This window comes from Sulfuriferula plumbiphila (assembly GCF_009938015.1).
GTDB classification, from domain to species: domain Bacteria; phylum Pseudomonadota; class Gammaproteobacteria; order Burkholderiales; family Sulfuriferulaceae; genus Sulfuriferula; species Sulfuriferula plumbiphila.
Genome location: NZ_AP021884.1, coordinates 2413719 through 2432949 on the forward strand (window position 1 = coordinate 2413719; position 19231 = coordinate 2432949).

Below are 19231 nucleotides of genomic sequence, written 5' to 3' on the forward strand. Positions count from 1 at the left end.
TGGGGGGCACGCGATATTTCTGGTAGTTAGTTGCGAATGCTTTGAAAAGCGCTCTCCGATTAGGGCGGGTTAAAGTCATTTAGTTCATGATGCGAGCCTTTTGTGCACTATTTCAGATATGAGTGTCCGCAGTTGCTCACCCTTGATATAGCGACAGAGGGTAGATAGGATGCTGACATATTCAGTCACTTGGCATGACCATGGGAGCGATTCTCGCGGCATGCATATAGAAACGGACTGGTCTGGTTAATAACTGTTGGGCATGCCAAACATATTTCCATATCCAGATGACCTATCGGCTTCTCGCAGACTCGGTTCTGGTTCTTCATCTCCTGTTTATAGGATTCGTCATTTTCGGCGGCCTCATCGCGCATCGCTTTGCCTGGGTCGCGTCAATCCACATCCCGGCCGTCTGCTGGGGAATCTTCATTGAACTGACTGGAAAGCTGTGTCCACTCACTACGCTGGAAGTCGGGCTTCGCCGTGCTGCCGGTGATGCTGGCTACTCGGATAGCTTCATTGAACATTACCTCCTGCCCATCATCTATCCCACCGGGCTCACGAGAAGTATTCAATTCTGGTTGGCGGGTTTCGTAATACTCATCAACGTTGCAATATACGGGTGGTTTCTTTATCGACTGTGGGGTTCTCGATCAAATGCCAGCTCTCAAGACGCTCCATTTAAGTGATTGTTCTGAAATGAACTATTTTGAGCGATTTTCGGCCTCGGCCTGATTACTCCGCTAACCAATCACCGCAGGTTCGGCTTATCCTGCCACTGTGCTTCTCTCACCGCCCATGCCTGATCACCTCTGGCACCGCCCGGCGCAGGTAGTAAGCCATCGACCACAGTGTGAGCACAGCGGCCAGCCAGATCAGCCAGGTACCGATTTGTCGGGTATCCAGACCGAGCAAAGGCTCATGGAACAGCAGCAGCAGGATGGCGGCCATTTGTGCCACGGTTTTGAGCTTGCCGATCATCGATACCGCCACGCTGCCGCGCGCGCCGATGCTGGCCATCCATTCGCGCAGGGCGGAGATGGTGATTTCGCGGCCGATGATGATGAGTGCGATGAGCGCATCCACGCGCCCCAGTTTCACCAGCACGATGAGGGCGGCGGCGACCATCAGCTTGTCGGCCACCGGGTCGAGAAAGGCGCCGAATGCAGAGGTCTGGTTGAGAATGCGCGCCAGATAGCCGTCCAGCCAGTCGGTGAGGGCGGCGATACCGAACATGCCGGCGGCGGCAAGATTGACTTCGCGCGCGGTGAGCCAGCCGTCGGGCAGATAGAACACGGCAACGACCAGCGGAATCAGAATGATTCTGAGCCAGGTGAGCAGGTTAGGCAGGTTGAGCGGCATGGCGTAAATTTTAGTGGGCTATCTGGCTAGTGTAATTCACGGTATATCTTTTCGGCGAGTGCGCGGCTGATGCCTTCGATCCGGGCGATCTCTTCTACCCCGGCATTTTGCAGGCCGCGCAGGCCGCCGAAATTCTCCAGCAGTTTTTGCCGGCGTTTGGGGCCGATGCCGCCGATATCTTCCAGCGCCGAGTGGGTGCGCGCCTTGCCGCGCCGGGCGCGGTGGCCGGTGATGGCGAAACGGTGCGCCTCGTCGCGGATGTGCTGGATCAGGTGCAGGCCGGGGTGGTCGCCAGGCAGGCGCGTGGCGCGGCCATCGGTGGTGATGAGCTGCTCCATGCCGGCCTTGCGCTCGATGCCCTTGGCGACACCGATCAGCTCGATGTCGGTGATGCCGAGTTCTGCCATGACCTCGCTGGCGATGTGGAGCTGGCCGGTGCCGCCGTCGATCAGGATCAGGTCGGGGCGCCTGGCCTCGGTCTGCTGGATTTTGGTGTAGCGCCGGGTGAGCGCATCGCGCATGGCTGCGTAATCGTCGCCGGGGGTAATGCCGCTGATGTTGTAGCGCCGGTATTCGCCGTTTTGCATCGTGCCCTTGTCGTATACCACGCACGACGCCACCGTCGCCTCGCCCATGGTATGGCTGATATCGAAGCACTCGATGCGTTGCAGACCGGGTAGCGCCAGCGCTTCCTGCAGCGCAGTGAGGCGTGCCTGTTGCGTGGCTTTTTGCGCAAGCTGGCGGGTAATCGCGATACGCGCGTTGCCCTGGGTCATGGCCAGCCAGCTGCGGCGTTCGCCGATGGGGTTGATCTGGATGCTGACTTTGCGCCCGGCCTGCTCGCTGAAAACTGCCGCGAAGGCATCCACGTCCACCGGCTCGGAGACAATAATCTGGGGAGGAATGGTGCGGTTGAGATAATGCTGGGCGAGAAAAGCTTGCATGGCTTCTTCTGGCGCCACGTCCTGGGCATTTTGCGGGAACAGGGTCTTGTCACCCAGGTGCCGTCCACCACGTATCATCAGCAGGTTAACGCAGAGCAGGCCGTGCTCGGCCACCACTGCCACTACATCCACATCCACGCTGCTGTGGCTGGAGACAAACTGCTTCTCGCGCACCGCGGTAAGGCTCTTGATCTGGTCACGGTATAGCGCCGCTTCTTCATAGCGCATGGCTGCCGCGGCATGCTGCATTTTTTCGGTAATCGCCTGCAACACCTCGTTTTCCTTGCCGTCCAGGAACAGCGCGGCGTTCTTCACGTCGGCGGCGTAGTCCTCGGCGCAGATCAAATCCACGCACGGTGCAGTACAACGCTTGATCTGGTGCAGCAGGCAGGGCCGCGAGCGATGGTTGAATACGCTGTCCTCACAGGTGCGCAGGCGGAACACCTTTTGCAGAATCTGGATGCTGTCGCGCACCGCATGGGAATTGGGAAAGGGGCCGAAGCACCGGTCCTGGCGCTGCGGCGTGCCGCGAAAATAGGCCAGGCGCGGGTAGCGGTGGCCACTGAGCATGAGGTAGGGATAGGACTTGTCGTCGCGGAACAGGATGTTGTAGCGCGGCGACAGCGCCTTGATCAAGTTGTTTTCCAGCACCAGCGCTTCGGATTCGGAGCGCGTGACGGTGATCTCCACGCTGGCAATTTTCGCCACCATCAGACGGATGCGCGGGCTCTGGTCGTTCTTCTGGAAATACGATGCCACACGCTTTTTCAGGTCGCGCGCCTTGCCTACATAAAGCACTTCGCCACCCTGCCCCAGCATGCGATACACGCCGGGAAGGCTGGGCAGCGTGGCGAGGAATGCCTTGCTGTCGAAAACCTCAGTCTTCATCCAGCAATTGGCCCGCGATTGCCCAGTTTTCTTCCGGCAGTTCATCGAAGGCGATGTAGGTATATGAAGCAGGCTTACCCGCCACACGTTCCAGCGTGTCGGTGATTTCTGCGGCGATTTTCTGCTTTTGTTCGCGGCTCAAACTGCCTGCGATGCGGATGTTCACGTAAGGCATGGCTCATCTCTCCTTGTCAGCACGGATGCGCGCAAACACAGCGCGGAACATGTCCGGCGTCAGGCGGCGCGTCTGCGTATTGTAGCGGCTGCAATGGTAGCTGTCGTAAAGCGCGCGCCCGTCACCCAGCGCATGCACCGCGCCATGTCCGAAGGCATGGTATCTGGCTTTCAGCCCCAGCGCCATGAGCACGGCGGCATGTGCGACGCTACCCAATGCAAGGATGGCCAGATCCTTGGAGAGCGCGGCAATTTCATGCGCCAGATAATGATTGCACCGGCGAATCTCGGCGGTTTCCGGCTTGTTGGCCGGAGGCAGGCATTTGACTGCGTTGGTAATACGGCAGCCGTGCAGTTGCAACCCGTCGTCGGCGCTCACCGACGCGGGGCGGCTGGCGAAACCATAGGCGTGCAGGGTTTCGTAGAGCAATATCCCCGCGTGGTCGCCGGTAAACGGGCGGCCGCTACGGTTGGCGCCATGCATGCCGGGGGCGAGACCGACAATCAACAGCCAGGGCGCGGCATCGCCAAACGGTGCGACCGGGCGCGCGTGGTAGCCTGGATGCGCCACGCGTACCTGGTCGAGGAAAGCGGCGAGGCGCGGGCAGGTACGGCAGTTCAGATCAAAAGACGTCATCAATGGCGGTGCCGGGGGTAAAACGGGATGCCAACCTGTTCAGGTTGTGCGGCGGGCAATTCCGGCTGCAGGGTCACATGGTCGATATCAAAGCGCGTGTGCAGCATTTGCCGCGTGGTGTGGAGAATGTCCGGCCAGTCCTGCATGGCGGGGATTTCCAGATGCGCAGACAGCGCGACCTTGCCCGAAGCCAGCGTCCAGATATGCAGGTCATGTACCGAAGTCACCCCGGCTGTCTGCGCCATGGCTCGCCCCACTTCGGGCAAATCGAGATTTTTCGGCACGCCTTCCATGAGGATGTGCAGCGCCTCTCTCAGCAGGCGGATGCTGGAAACCAGAATCAGCGCCACCACGAACAGCGACAGCAGCGCGTCAATCGGCAGCCAGCCGGTGAAGTAGATCACCGCACCCGCCACCAGAGCCGCCACTGAGCCGAGCATGTCCCCCAGCACATGCAGCAGTGCAGCGCGCACGTTGAGGGTTTGTTCGCCGCGCGCCAGCTGATAGGCAACGAAGATATTCACCGCCAGCCCGATTGCGGCAATCACCATCACGGCGCCGCCCTGCACCGGCTGCGGTGCATTCAGGCGCGCAATGGCTTCCCACACAATGCCCACCATCAGCGCCAGCATGAGCACGCTGTTGATCAGTGCCGCCACCACTTCGGCGCGTACCAGGCCGTAGGAGTGCCGATACGACGCCGGACGCTGCGCCAGCCAGCCGGCAAACGCCGCCAGCCCCAGCGCCAGTGCGTCGATCAGCATATGCCCGGCATCGGAGATCAGGGCCAGCGAGCCTGCCCACCAGCCGCCGCCCGCCTCCACAGCGGCAAATCCCAGCGTCAGCCAGAAGGCGATGCCCACCCCAGCGTGACCATGATGGTGATGGCTGTCCCCGTGATGAGCGTGGTCGTGATCCTGGTGCGTGTCTTCAGCCTTGGCCACAAGTGTTGCTCCTGTCGGTTGCCCATAAATCGGCGCTGCCATGTCCTATACCGGCTATGGCGTGAACGGCAGAGGCGTAGCGTGATTGTTCACGTAATTCAGTCATGCCAAGTGGATGCGGTTTGCCATGCAGGCGTGCGATGCGGGCGATGCTGGTGGCAGGCATGCGCCAGTCGAGCCTGGCCAGCACTTCATCGGCGCCGGCACAGTTGTTGCACACCAGCGCCATGTCGCAGCCTGCATTGAGTGCGGCCGCCGCACGCGCGACAACATCGCCTGCCACGCTGGCGCCTTGCATGGAAAGATCGTCACTGAAAATCACCCCGTCAAAGCCCAGCTCGCCACGCAATATCTGTTTCAGCCAGAGCGGAGAAAACCCGGCCGGACGGCTGTCCACCGCGGGGTAGATGACATGGGCAGGCATCATGCCGGTCATGCCGTAGCCCGCCATCCGGCGAAACGGCACCAGATCAGCCTGCTCGATATCGGCATAACTGCGTTCGTCCACCGGAATTTCCCGATGCGAGTCCGCGCGCACGAAACCATGGCCGGGGAAATGCTTGCCGACGCTGCCCATGCCCGCGTCCTTGAGGCCGAGCATGAGCTGATGCGCGAGGTCGGCAACCGCATCCACATCGCTGTGAAAGGCACGGTCGCCAATCACGCCGGATGCGCCGTAATCCAGATCCAGTACCGGCGTGAAACTCAGATCCACGCCGTGCGCGCGCAACTCGGCAGCCAGTACATAGCCGCATTCGTGCGCCAGCCGCCGCGCCTCGGCGGGATGCCGATCCCAGATCCGCCCCAGCTCGCGCATCGGCGGCAGCACCGTGAAGCCATCACGAAAGCGTTGCACGCGTCCGCCTTCGTGATCCACCGCGATGAGCAGATGCGGCGTGCGTAGCGCGTGGATTTCGGCCGTTAGCGCAACCAGTTGCGCGGGAGACTGATAATTGCGCGCAAACAGGATTACGCCGCCCACCAGAGGATGCGCAAGGCGGCGGCGGTCGTCGCCGGTAAGTGCCACGCCGGGCACGTCAAGCATGATGGGACCGAGGCTCATGGTATGGTTTCCAGTATCACAAAGGCAATAACGTAATCGGATTCATCGCTGATGGAAAGATGCGCGCGCGCCACGCCCCGCGTTGCCAGCCAGGTTTGCAGATCAGGTGCAAACACCAGTTCGGGTTGCCCCAGTGGGGTATGGTGCACGCGAATATTGCATAGCGCCACCGGACTGCGCAAGCCGGTACCGGCGGCTTTTGCCAGCGCCTCCTTGGCGGCGAAACGTTTGGCGAGAAAACGCGCGCCGTCGGACTTGCGCGTAAATTCCGCCCATTCTTCCGGTGCCAGAATACGCTGTGCCGCACGTTCGCCGTGGCGCGCCAATAGCCGCGCCATGCGCGCCACCGCCACCATATCTGTGCCTATGCCGTAAATCATCAGACGCTGACTCTCACTGCCAGCCCACGCGCGCGGATTTTTTCCGCAAACGCTTCCAGCCAGTCTGCCGGCAATGCCGACAAACGCGGCGCTTCGGGTTGCTGTGAGGGTCGCGCCAGACCGTACAACAGCACACCTTGCACCGGCACGCCTGCGCTTACGATCCGTCGCACGAAATCCAGATAAGCCTGCTGTTCCAGCGCGGACGGCGGTGTGCCATCGATGACAAACAGGCAGGTTTGCAGCCAGGTGGCACACTGGCTGGCGACAGCTTGCAGGTTGGCAAACACCCGCTCCGGGCTGAGTTTGGCGTGGTTGATGCGGCGCAACCCCTCACGCGTGGCACTGTCCAGCTTGAACCAGACTTCGCCATTGAGAGTGCGCATCTGGTGCAAACCGTCTTGCACATAGGCCTTGTCCATCAGGCTGCCGTTGGTGATGAGGATCAGCTTGATTTTACCCGTGAGACCAAAACGCGCCACGGCACGACCAATCAATCCGATTACCTCGACAAAGGCTTTGGCACTGGTGGGCTCGCCATTGCCGGACAAGGCGATATCGTTAATGCGCCGTGCGCTCTCCGGCACGCGCGTCGCCATGAAGTCGCCATGCATCAGCTCGTGCAGAAAACTGGCCAGCTCGTGTTCGAGCAGCGATAAGTTGATTTCCGGCGCCGCACCGCGCGTGAGCCCGGGCACCTGGCAGTAAACGCAGCGCCAGTTGCAGGCATTGTTGGGATTGAGATTGATGCCAACGGATACACCACCCGCGCGTCGCGACACCACCGGATAGACATAAGTCATGCCAGCAGCGTCGCGCGAATGATCAGCGGAGGTAAGGGGCGTGTTCAGGGTATTCCACCATGACAGATGGCGGAAGGTGTGAGATTCGAACTCACGGTGTCGTTGCCGACACGCCGGTTTTCAAGACCGGTGCATTCAACCGCTCTGCCAACCTTCCTTGTTTGTGCCAGGCTCCTGGCGATGCGGCTCACATTTTAGCTGTGGCCGCACAGATTAGCCAGCGGGAATACTGGCTGCACATAACCAGCAAGATTTTGTTAAAGCGCCAGAATGTTTCGTCGAATAGGATGTACGAGAATTACATTGCTATCATTTGCTTTGCAATAAATTTCCTACAATGGATTTACGTCGCGTAACCAGCAACCTCCTGCAGATAACGATACCAAGCATTACATGCGTTATTCTCACACTTTCATGATTCGCACTGCCCGCATCATGGCGCGCATATTGCTGTGTCTCTGCCTGCTGGGCGTGGCCAAAGCATGGGCAGTGATGATCATTGCGAATCCGCATGTATCTGCCACCACCCTGTCCCAAAACGCGCTACGCGCCATGTTCGCGGTGAAATTGCTGCAGTGGCCGGACAGCCAGCCGGTCAGGGTATTCGTGCTGCCCGACGACAATCCACTGCACCGGGCCTTCTGCAAGGAAGCGCTGGACGTTTACCCGTATCAATTGCGCCAGACCTGGGACCGGCTGGTCTATTCAGGTACAGGACAGGCGCCGACGGAGGTCGGTTCGGAACAGGAAATGCTCAAAAGGGTTGCCACTACCCCTGGCGCGTTGGGCTATGCGAGGAAGGTGAAACCGGGCGACCGGGTACGTATCCTTTCAGGAGATAATCCGGGCAGGATCAACTCGGCGGAATGATTATGTACCGAGCCAAAATCAAAATGCTGGCAGTCATGCTGACGCTCGCAGGCCATGGCATGAATGCAGGCGCCGACAGCCTGCCCGACGGTGTCCAGGTGCATGGTTTTGCCAGCCAGGCGGTTATCGGCACCAGCCACAACAACTTCTTCGGCGCTACTGAGAACAAGGCCAGCCTTGGTTTTACCGAGTTGGGCGCGAATATTTCCTGGCGCCTCAATCCCAGCCTGCAGCTGTCTGCCCAGGCCGTTTCGCGCCGCGCAGGTGAAACCGACAATGGCTCGCCGCGCCTCGACCATGCAACCCTGGACTATCTGGACTATACTATCCACGCTAGCGAGAATGCGCGCTACGGCGTGTATCTGGGCAAGATCAAAAACCCCTACGGCCTGTATAACGAAACCCGCGATGTCGCGTTCACCCGTCCCGGCATCCTGTTGCCGCAATCCATCTATCTGGATCGCGTACGCAACTTTGTATTATCTTCGCCGGGACTGGCAGTTTATGGCGACAAGACGTTGGCTATCGGCAACCTCAGCTATCAATTCGGTGTTATCAGACCAGACACATCTGATAGGGAAACCGAAGGCACCTTCCTGGGGATGGACAGGCCAGGGACAATTAAAAGTGATGCTTCCTATATCGGACGGATTCTTCTGGAACCAGGCAATGGTCATTTCAAACTGGCATTGACCGGTGTCAGCATGCGCGCGCATTACCAGCCGGAGGTGTCAGATACCCTGCACGCCGGAAATATTCACTTTGACGCCTGGGTATTCTCCGGACAATACAATGCAGAAAACTGGGTGTTCACTAGCGAATACGCGCAAAACCGTATTAACGCCCAGAATTTTGGCGCCTTTTTCCCGAATCACTCTGCAACCGGCAGCAGTTACTATGTTCAGGGAACTTATCAGCTCACACCAGGCTGGTCAGCCCTGGCACGCTATGACGTCACCTACAGGGATAAAAACGACAAGGATGGCCAGGCATTCAGTGCAATGACCGGCGTGCCTCCCTATAGCCGATTTGCCAAAGACCTGGCCGCCGGCCTGAGCTACAGGCTCGGCAATAACTGGCTGCTGCGTGGTGAATTTCATCACGTGGATGGTACCGCCTGGTTACCCTACAGTGACAACCCCAATCCAGCTGTCACCACGCGACACTGGAATATGTGGTTATTTCAGGCGGCTTACCGCTTCTAGCCGATGGTCACCCGATCCGCCAGACTCAGGCGTTTTTTCAGCCTAAAGTGGAAAATCATTGTGCCGCTCAGCCTGGTGCTGCTGGCGGTGAATGCGTCGCTGTCATACATTAATTACAGCAGTCAGCGTGCTGAATTTGACAGCGTGCGCAATGCAAGTGAAACGCAAAGCCGGCGTTTCGCCGCTGAAGTCGTCACCCAGCTGGGTGCACAGCTGGAAACCTCAGGATGCTCTGAACAACCCCATCCACCGCGCAGCGGCAGGCGGCGCTGCTTTAAATTTCAAATCAGCCACGCGAAATGCTTAATAAGCGCCTATTCCCGCGCTGTTTTTAGAGTTTTTAGCCCCGTTCAGGCCGCTTTCCTGATTTCCAGGCGCACTCATCCCGGTAGTGCCCTCAGTTTGTGCCGCGCCATCCACAGATTGGATAGCGCAAACAGGGTGATGAGCTGGGCCGTATTCTTCTTCAATCCTTTGTAGCGCACCTTGGCGAATCCGAACTGGCGCTTGATCACCCGGAACGGGTGCTCTACCTTGGCGCGGATACCCGCCTTGAGTTTCTCCAACTGGTCGATCAATGCATCAATGGGTTTGTCCTTGTCCAGCGCCCGGCGCTTGCCCGGGCGCATGGCGATGTGCCAGTTGATACTCGCTTTGGCGTCCGGGCGTTTGGCGGCACCCTGGTAACCGGCATCGCCATACACTTCTGTTTCCTCGCCATGCAACAGCCCATTGGCTTCGATCACGTCATGCACATGGCCAGCCGTGCCGCGCACGGTATGCACCAGTCCGGAATCGGCATCCGCACCAATGTGGGCTTTCATGCCGAAGTACCATTGATTGCCTTTTTTGCTGGAATGCATTTCGGGGTCGCGGGTCTTGTCTTTGTTCTTGGTCGAGGTGGGCGCCGGGATCAGGGTGGCGTCCACCACGCTGCCGACTTTGAGCAGCAGGCCTTGCTGGATCAGCAGCTGATTGACGGTGGCGAGAATCTGTTCGGCCAGCTGGTGGTGCTCGAGCCGGTGGCGAAAGCGCAGGATGGTGCTCTCGTCAGGCAGGCGGGCATAGTCTTCGAGTTGGGCAAATTCGCGGTACAGCGGGATGTCGAAGAAGGCTTCTTCCATGCCCGGATCGGACAGGCTGAACCATTGCTGCATGAAGTGGATGCGCAGCATGGTTTCGAGCGGGAACGGCGGACGCCCGTTGTTGCCTTGGGGGTAGTGCGGGGCAATCAGCTTGACCAGCGCTGCCCACGGTACGACGTGTTCCATCTGCTCGAGAAATTCACGCTTGCGCGTGCGCTTGAGACTGAGGTCTAGATTCAGGGTGGTTTGTTTCATGGGCTTAATATTGCCACAATGGACTCGGGTGCGGGGCGCAGAAGTGGGGGTTTTGCAGAGTTTCCCTCAGCCAATCTGATTCCCAATCTGAGCGACGTCCACAGCGCGATTGCCAGCGGCGATGGAGCGGCCCTGCAACACTACTATCAGGGCTATTGGAGCGCCCTCCACCTCAACAGCGGACTGGAACAGGTGCTGTTCTTCAAACCCGATGGGCAATTGTTCGCCCGCTGGAAAGAGGACACCATGCATGTGAACGAGCCCGCCCTGTCTGCCCTGGCCAGGCATGTCATTGTTGAGGAACAACCACAACGCCTGCTGGCATGTGCAGCGACCTGTCTTTACTATTACATCGTACCCGTGCTCGACAATGGGCGTTCCGTCGCCGCCGTCGCCGTCGCCGCGTCGCTGGCTGATGCAGTACTGTCATTCCAGCACATGACCGGTGCTGACATGGCTCTGGCCATTCTGGCACCCAACAACACTGGCGACTCGACCAGCGATTTCAACCAACCCCAGGTGCCTGCGCTCAGGCGCCGGGTGCTGGCCGTGTCCGGCGGCCAGCAGAGTATCGCCATACTGCAGGACATCCCGTTGGGCAATATCATTGCCGACCATCGCATCAACGTATCGTATCAAAATCGCCATTACGAAATTTTACCTGTGCCGGTGCCTATCGGTGCCAGCATCGGCAGTCCCTCCATGCTGGTGATTTTTGACCGCACCCGCAATCTGCAGCATTTGCACGCGGTGGCATGGAAAAGCGCGGGCGTCGGCATCCTCGGCCTGTGCATCTCCGAGCTGATGCTGATGGTACTGCTGTGGGTTCCAATGCGCCGCCTCAAGCGCACGGCAGAAGCCCTGCCGCTGCTTGGCCGGGGCGAGTTCGAGACAGTACGTGCCCGGCTGGAAAAAACCAGTCGCATAGATACAATCCGTGACGAACTCGACACGCTCGACGCCAGCGCGCTGGATCTGGCTGACCGGCTGGAAGACCTGCAGGAAAAAAACCGCTCGCACAGCAATGAGCTCGACAATCTGGTACGGCAACTCGCGCGCGAGCGCGATTTTGTTTCCGGACTACTGGATACAGCGCAAATGCTGATCATCACCCAGGACAGCCAGGGCCGTATCCTGATGGCGAATGCCTACATGCTGGCGTTGACCGGCTTCGACTACCGGGAACTGCGTGGCGCAAAACTGACAGATTATTTCAGCCTGCCACAGCAAGCTGCGGACACGGGCCGTGAACTGGCTGCGTTGCTGCATTCGGACGGCGCCAGTTTGCGCCAGGAAACAGCGCTGCGCTGCAAGAGTGGCGAATCGCGCGATGTGGTATGGATACACTCGTCGCTCGGCGCAGAAAATCCTGATGACGCGGCCATTTTATCGGTAGGCCTGGACATCACCGAACTGCACCGGGTTGAAAAACAGGCAAGCTACCTGACCGAATACGACGCACTGACGGGTCTGTACAACCGTCACCGCTTCCAGGAAGCACTCCAGGGAATCCTGTCGCACACCGATGCACAATCCAGTGGAGCGCTGATCTATCTTGATCTGGATGAGTTCAAGTCGCTCAACGACACGACCGGGCACGATGCAGCGGATCAGGTTTTACACGCGGTAGCGAGCCAGTTGCAGGGCTTGCTTCCCGCACCCGCATTGATTGGCAGGCTGGGCGGCGATGATTTTGGCGTATTCTTCAGCCACCTTGACGCGCCGCACGCAATGCAGTTGGCACGCCACATCCAGCACAGTTTATCCACGATTACCCTGGCAGAAATCCCTCTCAGCCACAAGGTTTCGGCGTGTATTGGTATCGCCCTGTTTCCCGAACACGGCACAGTTGCCCAGGAGCTGTTGGCCAATGCCGATCTGGCGCTGTTCCGCGCCAAGGAGAGCGGTCGTGGCAACTTGCATCTGTATGCTCCGGACGAAGGCCTGATGGAGCGTGTGCTCAATCGTGTGTACTGGGTGGACAAAATCGAGCAGGCGCTGGCAGACGACCAGTTCGAGCTGTATTTCCAGCCCATACTGGCACTATCCAGCAATAATGTGAGCCATTATGAAGCGCTGGTACGCATGCGCAACCCCACCGGCGACCTGTATATGCCGGCAGAGTTTATCAGCGTGGCCGAAACCACCGGTCTGATCCGTGGCATTGACCGCCTGGTACTGCACAAGGCGATAGGCGCGCTGGCTGAACTGCAGCGCAAGACACCCAATATCAAACTATCGGTCAACCTCTCCGGGCGCAGTTTCAGCAACCCGCGCTGGCTGGAATTGCTGCAGACCGAGCTGGCTGGTTCACAGATCAACCCGGCGGGTCTTATCTTTGAAATCACCGAAACTGCCGCCGTGGAAGACATGGCATCTGCACGTGCGCTAATGGAAAAAGTCATTGCCCTGGGTTGCGCATTCAGCCTGGATGATTTTGGCGTGGGCTTTGCCTCGTTCGATTATCTCAAACAGCTCCCTGTCGAGTATGTCAAAATTGACGGCTCGTTCATCCGCAATCTCGCCACCAGTACAGACGATCAGATGTTCGTCAAGGCCCTGGTGCAAGCGGCGCACGGCTTCGGCAAAAAGACTGTGGCCGAATTTGTCGAGAACGCAGAGATTGTCCAGATGTTGCGCGATTACGGTGTGGATTTCGCCCAAGGCTACCACATTGGCAGACCGGATCCTGTTTTCGGGTGGGTCGCCTGATGCTACGGTGACGGCTGTCAGCATCCCGACATCAGTGTCCGGGTTTCGCCTCATTCCTTAACCCGCCTGGCACCAGGTGCCCTGCATTCAAGCCTTTGCCAGCCTTTCCGGCAACTCATTTGCTGGCACATATCGTGCTGAATTCCGGCAAACAATCCCTTACCCGCATGCGATGAGCCCGTTCACAAAAATACTCCAAAAATGGCTGCCAGGGTCACGCCGGGAACGTTCGCCCTTCGCGACCCTGCACAGCACCCGGCGCTGGGTGGAACAACTGCAGTTTCATCATGAGTATGAAGCGCATCAAATGGTGGTGGATGCACTCAATCAGTTCAACCTGTCAACTGTTGTGCTGGACGAACGCAGACTCCACATCCTGGCCATGCTGCGCCACGCTGGCGGCGCGCTGCAGGAGGGTATGGTGATGCAGTATCTGAAAAATCAGACCGCCTTCCGCTACGCCGGCAAATCGCTGTGGCAGGAAATCTTTGTTTTTTACTGGCAGCTGGCACTGGCTTACCAGAGTTTTGTCAAGGCTGCCACGCGCAACCAGCCCGCGCTGGACCAGCAGCTACCCGCCATTACGCTGCTCGCGTTGCACTATCAGGGCAAGCTGATCCAGTGGCGCTACATGCGCTATGAGACCCCCACGTCAGATGCCTGGCGCAATGTGCACGCGCTCTACGCCATTGCCGAATGCAATGGCTTTGCCGAGCGGCGCCTGATGTTAAGCGACAACGTCGAAGCCAGTTGCACCCATTTGTATGCCCACATCCTGCTGCTCAACCTGATTAATCCACTCGGGCTATGCCCCTGGAAAATCGAATTGACTGCGCATTGGATCCATAGCTGGTGCCGGCAACTGCAACCGGCTACGCTGTTCGACCCGCAATCGCACACCCACTGGCTCGATTTGGCCGGTTGCGAACCGCTGCACCGCATCGGCGACCGCCCGGTGGAAGGCAACGCGCTACGCTACTGGTCTCTGCAAAGCGTGCTGACTGCGCTTGAAATTACCCGCACACAATTGATCAACCCACCCGCAAGTCCGCTCGACGCCATCAAGAATGAGGCCGATGTACCCGGGCTGCTGGATGACATCCGCGCCATTCTCAAGCGCGGTGGCCCGCAGCGTCACACACCGCGCCAGCAGCAAAACATGTCGGCCCTCCTGGTATGCGGCTTCGAACATGTGCTGCACACCCTGAGCGGGGCAGCCGGCAGCAAGCGCACTGCGCCACTTGAGCCATGGATCATGCAGGACGAAGGCAATGACGGCTCTGGCCTGACCCACTATGGCACCCCCGTCAGCATCCCCGACCACGGCGCACTGATCGGTCTGCGCACCGAGGTAAAAGCGCACCCATGGGTGCTCGCTGCGGTACGCTGGATTGATCAGCAACCAGGCCATCCGGTCAAGCTGGGCGCAGAACGGCTCGGTACCGCGCCCAGAGTGGTTGCCTTGCATGGCGTCGGCCACCTGATGTCGGAAAGCATTTTCTGCCTGGTCAATCCGCCCGCAGACTGCATGCCGACGCCAGGTATTTTTCTGCCCGCACAGGATGCGCGCAGATTCAGCAGCGCACTAGTGGTCGGCGACATGAGCATCGCGGCCACGCAGCTTTATGACATGCTGGACGGGGACTATATTTATCGTGTCCGCATTACCCATGAGCAGGACCGCAGCCACGATTGGCTGCTGCTGAAATTCAACATCCTGACGCGGCGCCATGTCGGGATGGTTTAGGGCTTGCCGTAAATAGTTTATGGGCAAGCTCCAACTACCCTGCTAGCGATTCCTGCGCTCAATATCCCCGATATGAAAGCCAAACCCGCCATTGCGGCGGTCGGCAAAATACAGCCGCAAGGTTTGCTCGATGGTGCGAAACGCGATTTGATCCCAGGGAATCTCGTCCTCGCGGAATAGCGCCACTTCCAGGCTCTCCGGACCGGGCGCGAAATCCAGATCGAGCAAACGCGCGCGGAACATCAGGTACACCTGACTGATATAAGGCAGGTTGTAGAGCGTGAACAGCTGTTCGATCTCGACGCGCGCGCCCGCCTCTTCCATGGTCTCGCGCAAGGCCCCCTGCTGGGTGGTCTCGTTGTTCTCCATGAATCCGGCGGGCAACGTCCACAGTCCGTACTGCGGCTCGATGGCACGCCTGCACAACAGCACTTTGTCTTCCCACTCGGGCAGGCAGCCCACCACCATTTTCGGATTCTGATAATGAACCGTGTTGCACTGGAGACACACATGGCGCAGGCGGTTGTCGCCGTCGGGTATGGTGTGGATCACACCACTGCCGCATTCACTGCAAAAATTCATGATGGCTTCCCAAAAAATATCCTATGAACTTAACAAAAATCACCCGCGGCGGCTAGCTTGGTTTTATGCAGGAACCTGTTATCGTTATACCTGTCCGAAAAAACAACCCATACATGGCGCCACGCTCCCTTCGTGCACGCAGACTACTACGCCATCCGCCAGCTCTCGCCGTATCGCGGCATGTTGTTTGTCGTCGCTATCGAATGCGCGCTGGCGCACAGCACCAACGGACACAGCTGGCAGGTGCATTGCAAAAACCCGTTCAGCCGCTATTGGCCGTCCGGCGAATGGATCGAGGGCGAAGGCGGCATGCTCAATAATTGCCAGCACGCAGCAGCCATTATTGCCGCACTTGAAAACCATCCGCCGCTGCCCTTCGTCCCCCAGGACACGCTGGAACTCTGGCTGCTGGACAAAGCCCGCAGCCTGCCGCTGGCCCTGCTCAAAACCCAGCGCGCGCATGCCGCGCCCGGGAAAGTCGGCGACCCGACCTGGTACCCGTTTGTGTTGACCGATACGCGCTTTACCGCCCATTGTCTGGCCGACGCCGACGCCAAACGCGACCCGCGTGCCTGGCCGGTGAAACACCGCGACGTGCTGGCGCGCCAGATCAACGACGCGGCACGTCCGCTGCCAGCCGCACAGTGGTTTCGCCGTAACCCGGACGGCGGCGGTGCAGGCCTGGATGCCGGCTTGCGACTCGATCCGGCATGGATCGGGCGCCAGCTGGCTGCCGCCGCTTTCCCCGAACTGCCGGTATGCGAGTGCTGGTCGCAGCCCACCCAGCGCGAACTGGTGCGCGAATACCACCACTGGATCGCCAGCCTGCTGCTCACACAGCCGGGGCTATCGCCCGCCACCCGGCTGCGGCTTGAGGACGCTGCGCTGCAAAATCCGGAACAATTGCTCGAGGTATACCGCGTGTTACCTGAAATCACCAACCCGGCCCGTCTGCACGCCGCGCTGATCGCCGCCCGATTAACCCAAGCCGCCTCCTTCTCTGTTTAGGACACGCCATGCGCCCAGCCCACATTCTCACCATTCTCGACCGCGAATTCGCGAGTGCCCGGCATCACACCCCGGTCATGCTGTGGGGGCCGCCCGGGGTAGGAAAATCACAAATGGTGGCGCACATCGCCGCATGCCACAGCGTGCCGCTGATTGATATCCGGCTGTCACAAATGGAACCCACCGACCTGCGCGGCATCCCGTTTCGCAGCGGCGACCTGGTCGAGTGGTCCATCCCCGCCATGCTGCCGGATGCGGGCCGCCACGGCGCAGCGGGGATATTGTTTCTGGACGAAATCACCTCGGCGCCGCCCAGTGTGTCTGCCGCCGCCTACCAGCTCATCCTCGACCGGCGCCTGGGCGACTACCGCGTGCCGGAAGGCTGGGCCATCTTCGCCGCCGGCAACCGCCAGGGCGACCGCGGCGTGACCTATGCCATGCCCGCGCCGCTGGCCAACCGCTTTACCCACTACGAAGTCGAGGCCCATCTGGATGACTGGGTGACCTGGGCGCACAGCGCAGGCATGGACGAGCGTCTGATCGGCTTTCTGCGCTTTCGCCCGGACCTGCTGTTCAGCTTTAACCCGGCGCACAATCCGGTCGCCTTTCCCAGCCCGCGCTCGTGGGAGTATGCCCAGCGTGCGCTGCAAAAATTCCGCGACACACCCGACCTGATGCTGGATGCGCTGCAGGCCTGCGTGGGACAAGCCGCCGCGGTGGAGTTCAAAACCTTCATCGACAACATGACGCGCCTGCCCGACATCGAAGCCATCCTCGCCGGGCAGGCCGCCGACGTACCGGAAGGCATCGACCTGCAATACGGCGTCGCGGCCGCGCTGGTGCGGCGTGCCGTGCTGGCGCGCGAAACCATGGAAGCCAATCGCGTGTTCGGCAATATTCTCGACTATGCGCGGCGCTTCCCGCAGCGCGAAATGGGCGTGATGCTGGTCACCGACATGCACCGCTCGATCGGCAAACCGCTGTTTGCGGTGCCGGAATTCGAGGACTGGGCGAACACCATCACCGACCTGATGCTCTACGACCTGCAATGGTCACCGATGCGCTAAATTTGAAATAACATTTGAACCACGGAGCACGGGGAAGACAAAAGGCAAAAATCAAACCTGGTGAGGTGTCTTAAATTTTGCCTTTTGCCTTTTGCCTTCCCCGTGCTCTCCGTGGCTAACGACTTTATTCCAGGGGCAACCCCATGCACGCTCCCGACGAAATCGCCACCAAGCTCTCCGCCGCACGCACCCGGCTGATTCTTGAACGACCATTCCTGGGCGCACTGGTGATGCACCTGCCATTACAAGCGGTAGACGCCACAACCTGCGACAGTGTCGCCACTGATGCGCGCGCACTCTACTACCATCCAGCTTACATCGAGCGCCTGTCGCTGGCGCAGACCCAGTTTGTCCTCGCCCACGAGGCACTGCATTGCGCCTTGGGTCACTTCGCGCGCCGTTCGCACCGCGTGATACAACGCTGGAATATCGCCTGCGACCACGCGGTCAATTTGCTGTTACTGGGTGAAGGCCTGCGTCCCCCGCCCAATATCCTCGCCAATGACGAATACAGGGGGCTGTGCGCCGAAGAAATCTATCCGCTGATTCCCGAACACAGCAGCGAGCAGACTCTGGACAAACACCTGTTCGACCAGACCGGGAACGATAGCGGCCAGCATCACAATGATCAGACCCAACAGGGAGCTGCAGACAGCGCAGATGATAGTCAGGGTGAAGGCGACGACCCGTCCGGGGAAGGCGGCGGCAAACAAACCCAGGACACGCCCCCGCCCTCTCCCGGCGGCGACAGCGGCAATACCGGACAACCCCGGCCGCGCGCACAACCCAGCCCGCATGGCCGCCCCGGCATGGACGACATCACCCCTGCCCAGCGTGAAGAACTGGCCCGGCAATGGCGCGGCCATCTGGCCTCTGCCGCGCAGCAGGCGCGCATGGCCGGGCGCCTGGGCGCATCCTGGCTGCGCCTGGTGGACGAGCTCATCGCCCCCAGGCTGCCCTGGCGCATGCTGCTGGCGCGTTACCTGATGAATTCGGCGCGCGAGGACTACAGCTTCCAGCGCGTGTCGCGGCGCGAAGGCGCAGCACTGTTGCCCAGCCTGTACAGCCGTCGCATCCAGCTCATTGCCGTGCTCGACACCAGCGGCTCGATTGCCGATACGGAGATGCACGAATTCGCTGCCGAGATCGATGCATTAAAGAGCCAGGTCAACGCCCAGGTGACCCTGCATGCCTGCGACGAGCGCCTGGCCGAGACTGGCCCGTGGCACTTCGATCCATGGGAGGCCGTCACCTTGCCGGCAGGCTTCGCGGGCGGTGGCGGGACTGATTTTCGTCCGGCGTTTGAATGGATTGCCACCGCGCAACTGCACCCCGACTTGCTGGTGTATTTCACCGACGCCGAAGGTGAATTCCCCGAATACGCACCCGACTACCCGGTGCTGTGGCTGGTCAAGGGCAAAGCACCGGTGCCCTGGGGTGAGCGGGTACAATTGAACTGATTTACCCACCCAATTCGTTTGCCACGGAGGTCACAGAGCGCACCG

The 19231-nt window shown here is 59.7% G+C and carries 18 protein-coding genes and 1 tRNA gene; 8 read left to right on the forward strand and 11 right to left on the reverse strand.

All coding sequences use genetic code 11. The annotated features are described in order from the left end of the window. The first annotated feature begins 287 nt into the window (after positions 1-287). Positions 288-689 (forward strand): DUF2784 domain-containing protein, encoded by a 402-nt coding sequence (locus GZH91_RS18430; RefSeq protein WP_147073061.1) that lies wholly within the window; start codon positions 288-290, stop codon positions 687-689. A 100-nt stretch (positions 690-789) separates the two neighbouring features. On the opposite strand, the gene pgsA is transcribed toward GZH91_RS18430, so the two are convergent. The 9 genes from pgsA to GZH91_RS12565 form a co-directional block, all read right to left on the reverse strand. Continuing rightward, entirely contained in the window at positions 790-1362 is a 573-nt protein-coding gene (pgsA, locus tag GZH91_RS12525) for a CDP-diacylglycerol--glycerol-3-phosphate 3-phosphatidyltransferase (protein ID WP_147073059.1), read from the reverse strand. A gap of 26 nt (positions 1363-1388) precedes the next feature. Next, positions 1389-3194, reverse strand: coding sequence for an excinuclease ABC subunit UvrC (gene uvrC / locus GZH91_RS12530; protein WP_147073057.1), 1806 nt, complete (start codon positions 3192-3194; stop codon positions 1389-1391). Beyond that, a complete protein-coding gene (locus GZH91_RS12535; RefSeq protein ID WP_147073055.1) occupies positions 3184-3369 on the reverse strand; it encodes a tautomerase family protein in 186 nt (61 codons plus the stop codon). Before GZH91_RS12535 ends, uvrC begins: the two co-directional genes overlap by 11 nt. A gap of 3 nt (positions 3370-3372) precedes the next feature. Beyond that, complete coding sequence (locus GZH91_RS12540; RefSeq protein WP_174861847.1) at positions 3373-4005, reverse strand: uracil-DNA glycosylase; 633 nt, start codon at positions 4003-4005, stop codon at positions 3373-3375. Beyond that, entirely contained in the window at positions 4005-4949 is a 945-nt protein-coding gene (locus GZH91_RS12545; protein ID WP_223264554.1) for a cation diffusion facilitator family transporter, read from the reverse strand. Before GZH91_RS12545 ends, GZH91_RS12540 begins: the two co-directional genes overlap by 1 nt. Next, positions 4936-6012, reverse strand: coding sequence for a beta-N-acetylhexosaminidase (gene nagZ, locus GZH91_RS12550; protein WP_147073049.1), 1077 nt, complete (start codon positions 6010-6012; stop codon positions 4936-4938). The genes GZH91_RS12545 and nagZ overlap by 14 nt, the downstream gene beginning before the upstream one ends. After that, positions 6009-6392, reverse strand: a complete 384-nt coding sequence (gene acpS / locus GZH91_RS12555; RefSeq protein ID WP_147073047.1) for a holo-ACP synthase — start codon at positions 6390-6392, stop codon at positions 6009-6011. The genes nagZ and acpS overlap by 4 nt, the downstream gene beginning before the upstream one ends. After that, positions 6392-7195 (reverse strand): radical SAM protein, encoded by an 804-nt coding sequence (locus GZH91_RS12560; protein WP_147073045.1) that lies wholly within the window; start codon positions 7193-7195, stop codon positions 6392-6394. The genes acpS and GZH91_RS12560 overlap by 1 nt, the downstream gene beginning before the upstream one ends. Before the next feature lie 67 nt (positions 7196-7262). Further along, positions 7263-7352: transfer RNA gene (locus tag GZH91_RS12565), tRNA-Ser, on the reverse strand. A 236-nt stretch (positions 7353-7588) separates the two neighbouring features. On the opposite strand from GZH91_RS12565, the gene GZH91_RS18115 reads away from it, so the two are divergent. Next, positions 7589-8065 carry a type 2 periplasmic-binding domain-containing protein gene (locus GZH91_RS18115; RefSeq protein WP_174861846.1) on the forward strand — a complete coding sequence of 159 codons (477 nt, stop codon included), beginning with the start codon at positions 7589-7591 and terminating at the stop codon, positions 8063-8065. Between the two features lie 2 nt (positions 8066-8067). After that, entirely contained in the window at positions 8068-9270 is a 1203-nt protein-coding gene (locus GZH91_RS12575) for a hypothetical protein (RefSeq protein WP_147073043.1), read from the forward strand. 380 nt (positions 9271-9650) lie between these two features. Here the strand turns inward: GZH91_RS12575 and GZH91_RS12580 are convergent, their stop codons facing one another. Continuing rightward, positions 9651-10610 carry an IS5 family transposase gene (locus tag GZH91_RS12580; RefSeq protein ID WP_161984269.1) on the reverse strand — a complete coding sequence of 320 codons (960 nt, stop codon included), beginning with the start codon at positions 10608-10610 and terminating at the stop codon, positions 9651-9653. Positions 10611-10628: 18 nt separating this feature from the next. On the opposite strand from GZH91_RS12580, the gene GZH91_RS12585 reads away from it, so the two are divergent. Both GZH91_RS12585 and GZH91_RS12590 read left to right on the forward strand, forming a co-directional pair. Then, positions 10629-13322: a bifunctional diguanylate cyclase/phosphodiesterase gene (locus tag GZH91_RS12585; protein WP_161984270.1), complete on the forward strand. Its 2694-nt coding sequence runs from the start codon at positions 10629-10631 to the stop codon at positions 13320-13322. A gap of 172 nt (positions 13323-13494) precedes the next feature. Beyond that, positions 13495-15069, forward strand: coding sequence for a hypothetical protein (locus GZH91_RS12590; protein WP_147071339.1), 1575 nt, complete (start codon positions 13495-13497; stop codon positions 15067-15069). A gap of 42 nt (positions 15070-15111) precedes the next feature. Here the strand turns inward: GZH91_RS12590 and GZH91_RS12595 are convergent, their stop codons facing one another. Next, positions 15112-15651, reverse strand: coding sequence for an NUDIX hydrolase (locus tag GZH91_RS12595; protein ID WP_147071342.1), 540 nt, complete (start codon positions 15649-15651; stop codon positions 15112-15114). Positions 15652-15783: 132 nt separating this feature from the next. On the opposite strand from GZH91_RS12595, the gene GZH91_RS12600 reads away from it, so the two are divergent. The 3 genes from GZH91_RS12600 (at position 15784) to GZH91_RS12610 (ending at position 19186) form a co-directional block, all read left to right on the forward strand. Then, the gene (locus tag GZH91_RS12600; protein ID WP_147071343.1) at positions 15784-16659 is read left to right on the forward strand and encodes a hypothetical protein; all 876 of its coding nucleotides are present in this window, start codon (positions 15784-15786) and stop codon (positions 16657-16659) included. A gap of 8 nt (positions 16660-16667) precedes the next feature. Next, positions 16668-17726, forward strand: coding sequence for an AAA family ATPase (locus tag GZH91_RS12605; protein ID WP_147071345.1), 1059 nt, complete (start codon positions 16668-16670; stop codon positions 17724-17726). Between the two features lie 143 nt (positions 17727-17869). After that, a complete protein-coding gene (locus tag GZH91_RS12610; protein WP_147071348.1) occupies positions 17870-19186 on the forward strand; it encodes a vWA domain-containing protein in 1317 nt (438 codons plus the stop codon). Positions 19187-19231: the final 45 nt, after the last annotated feature.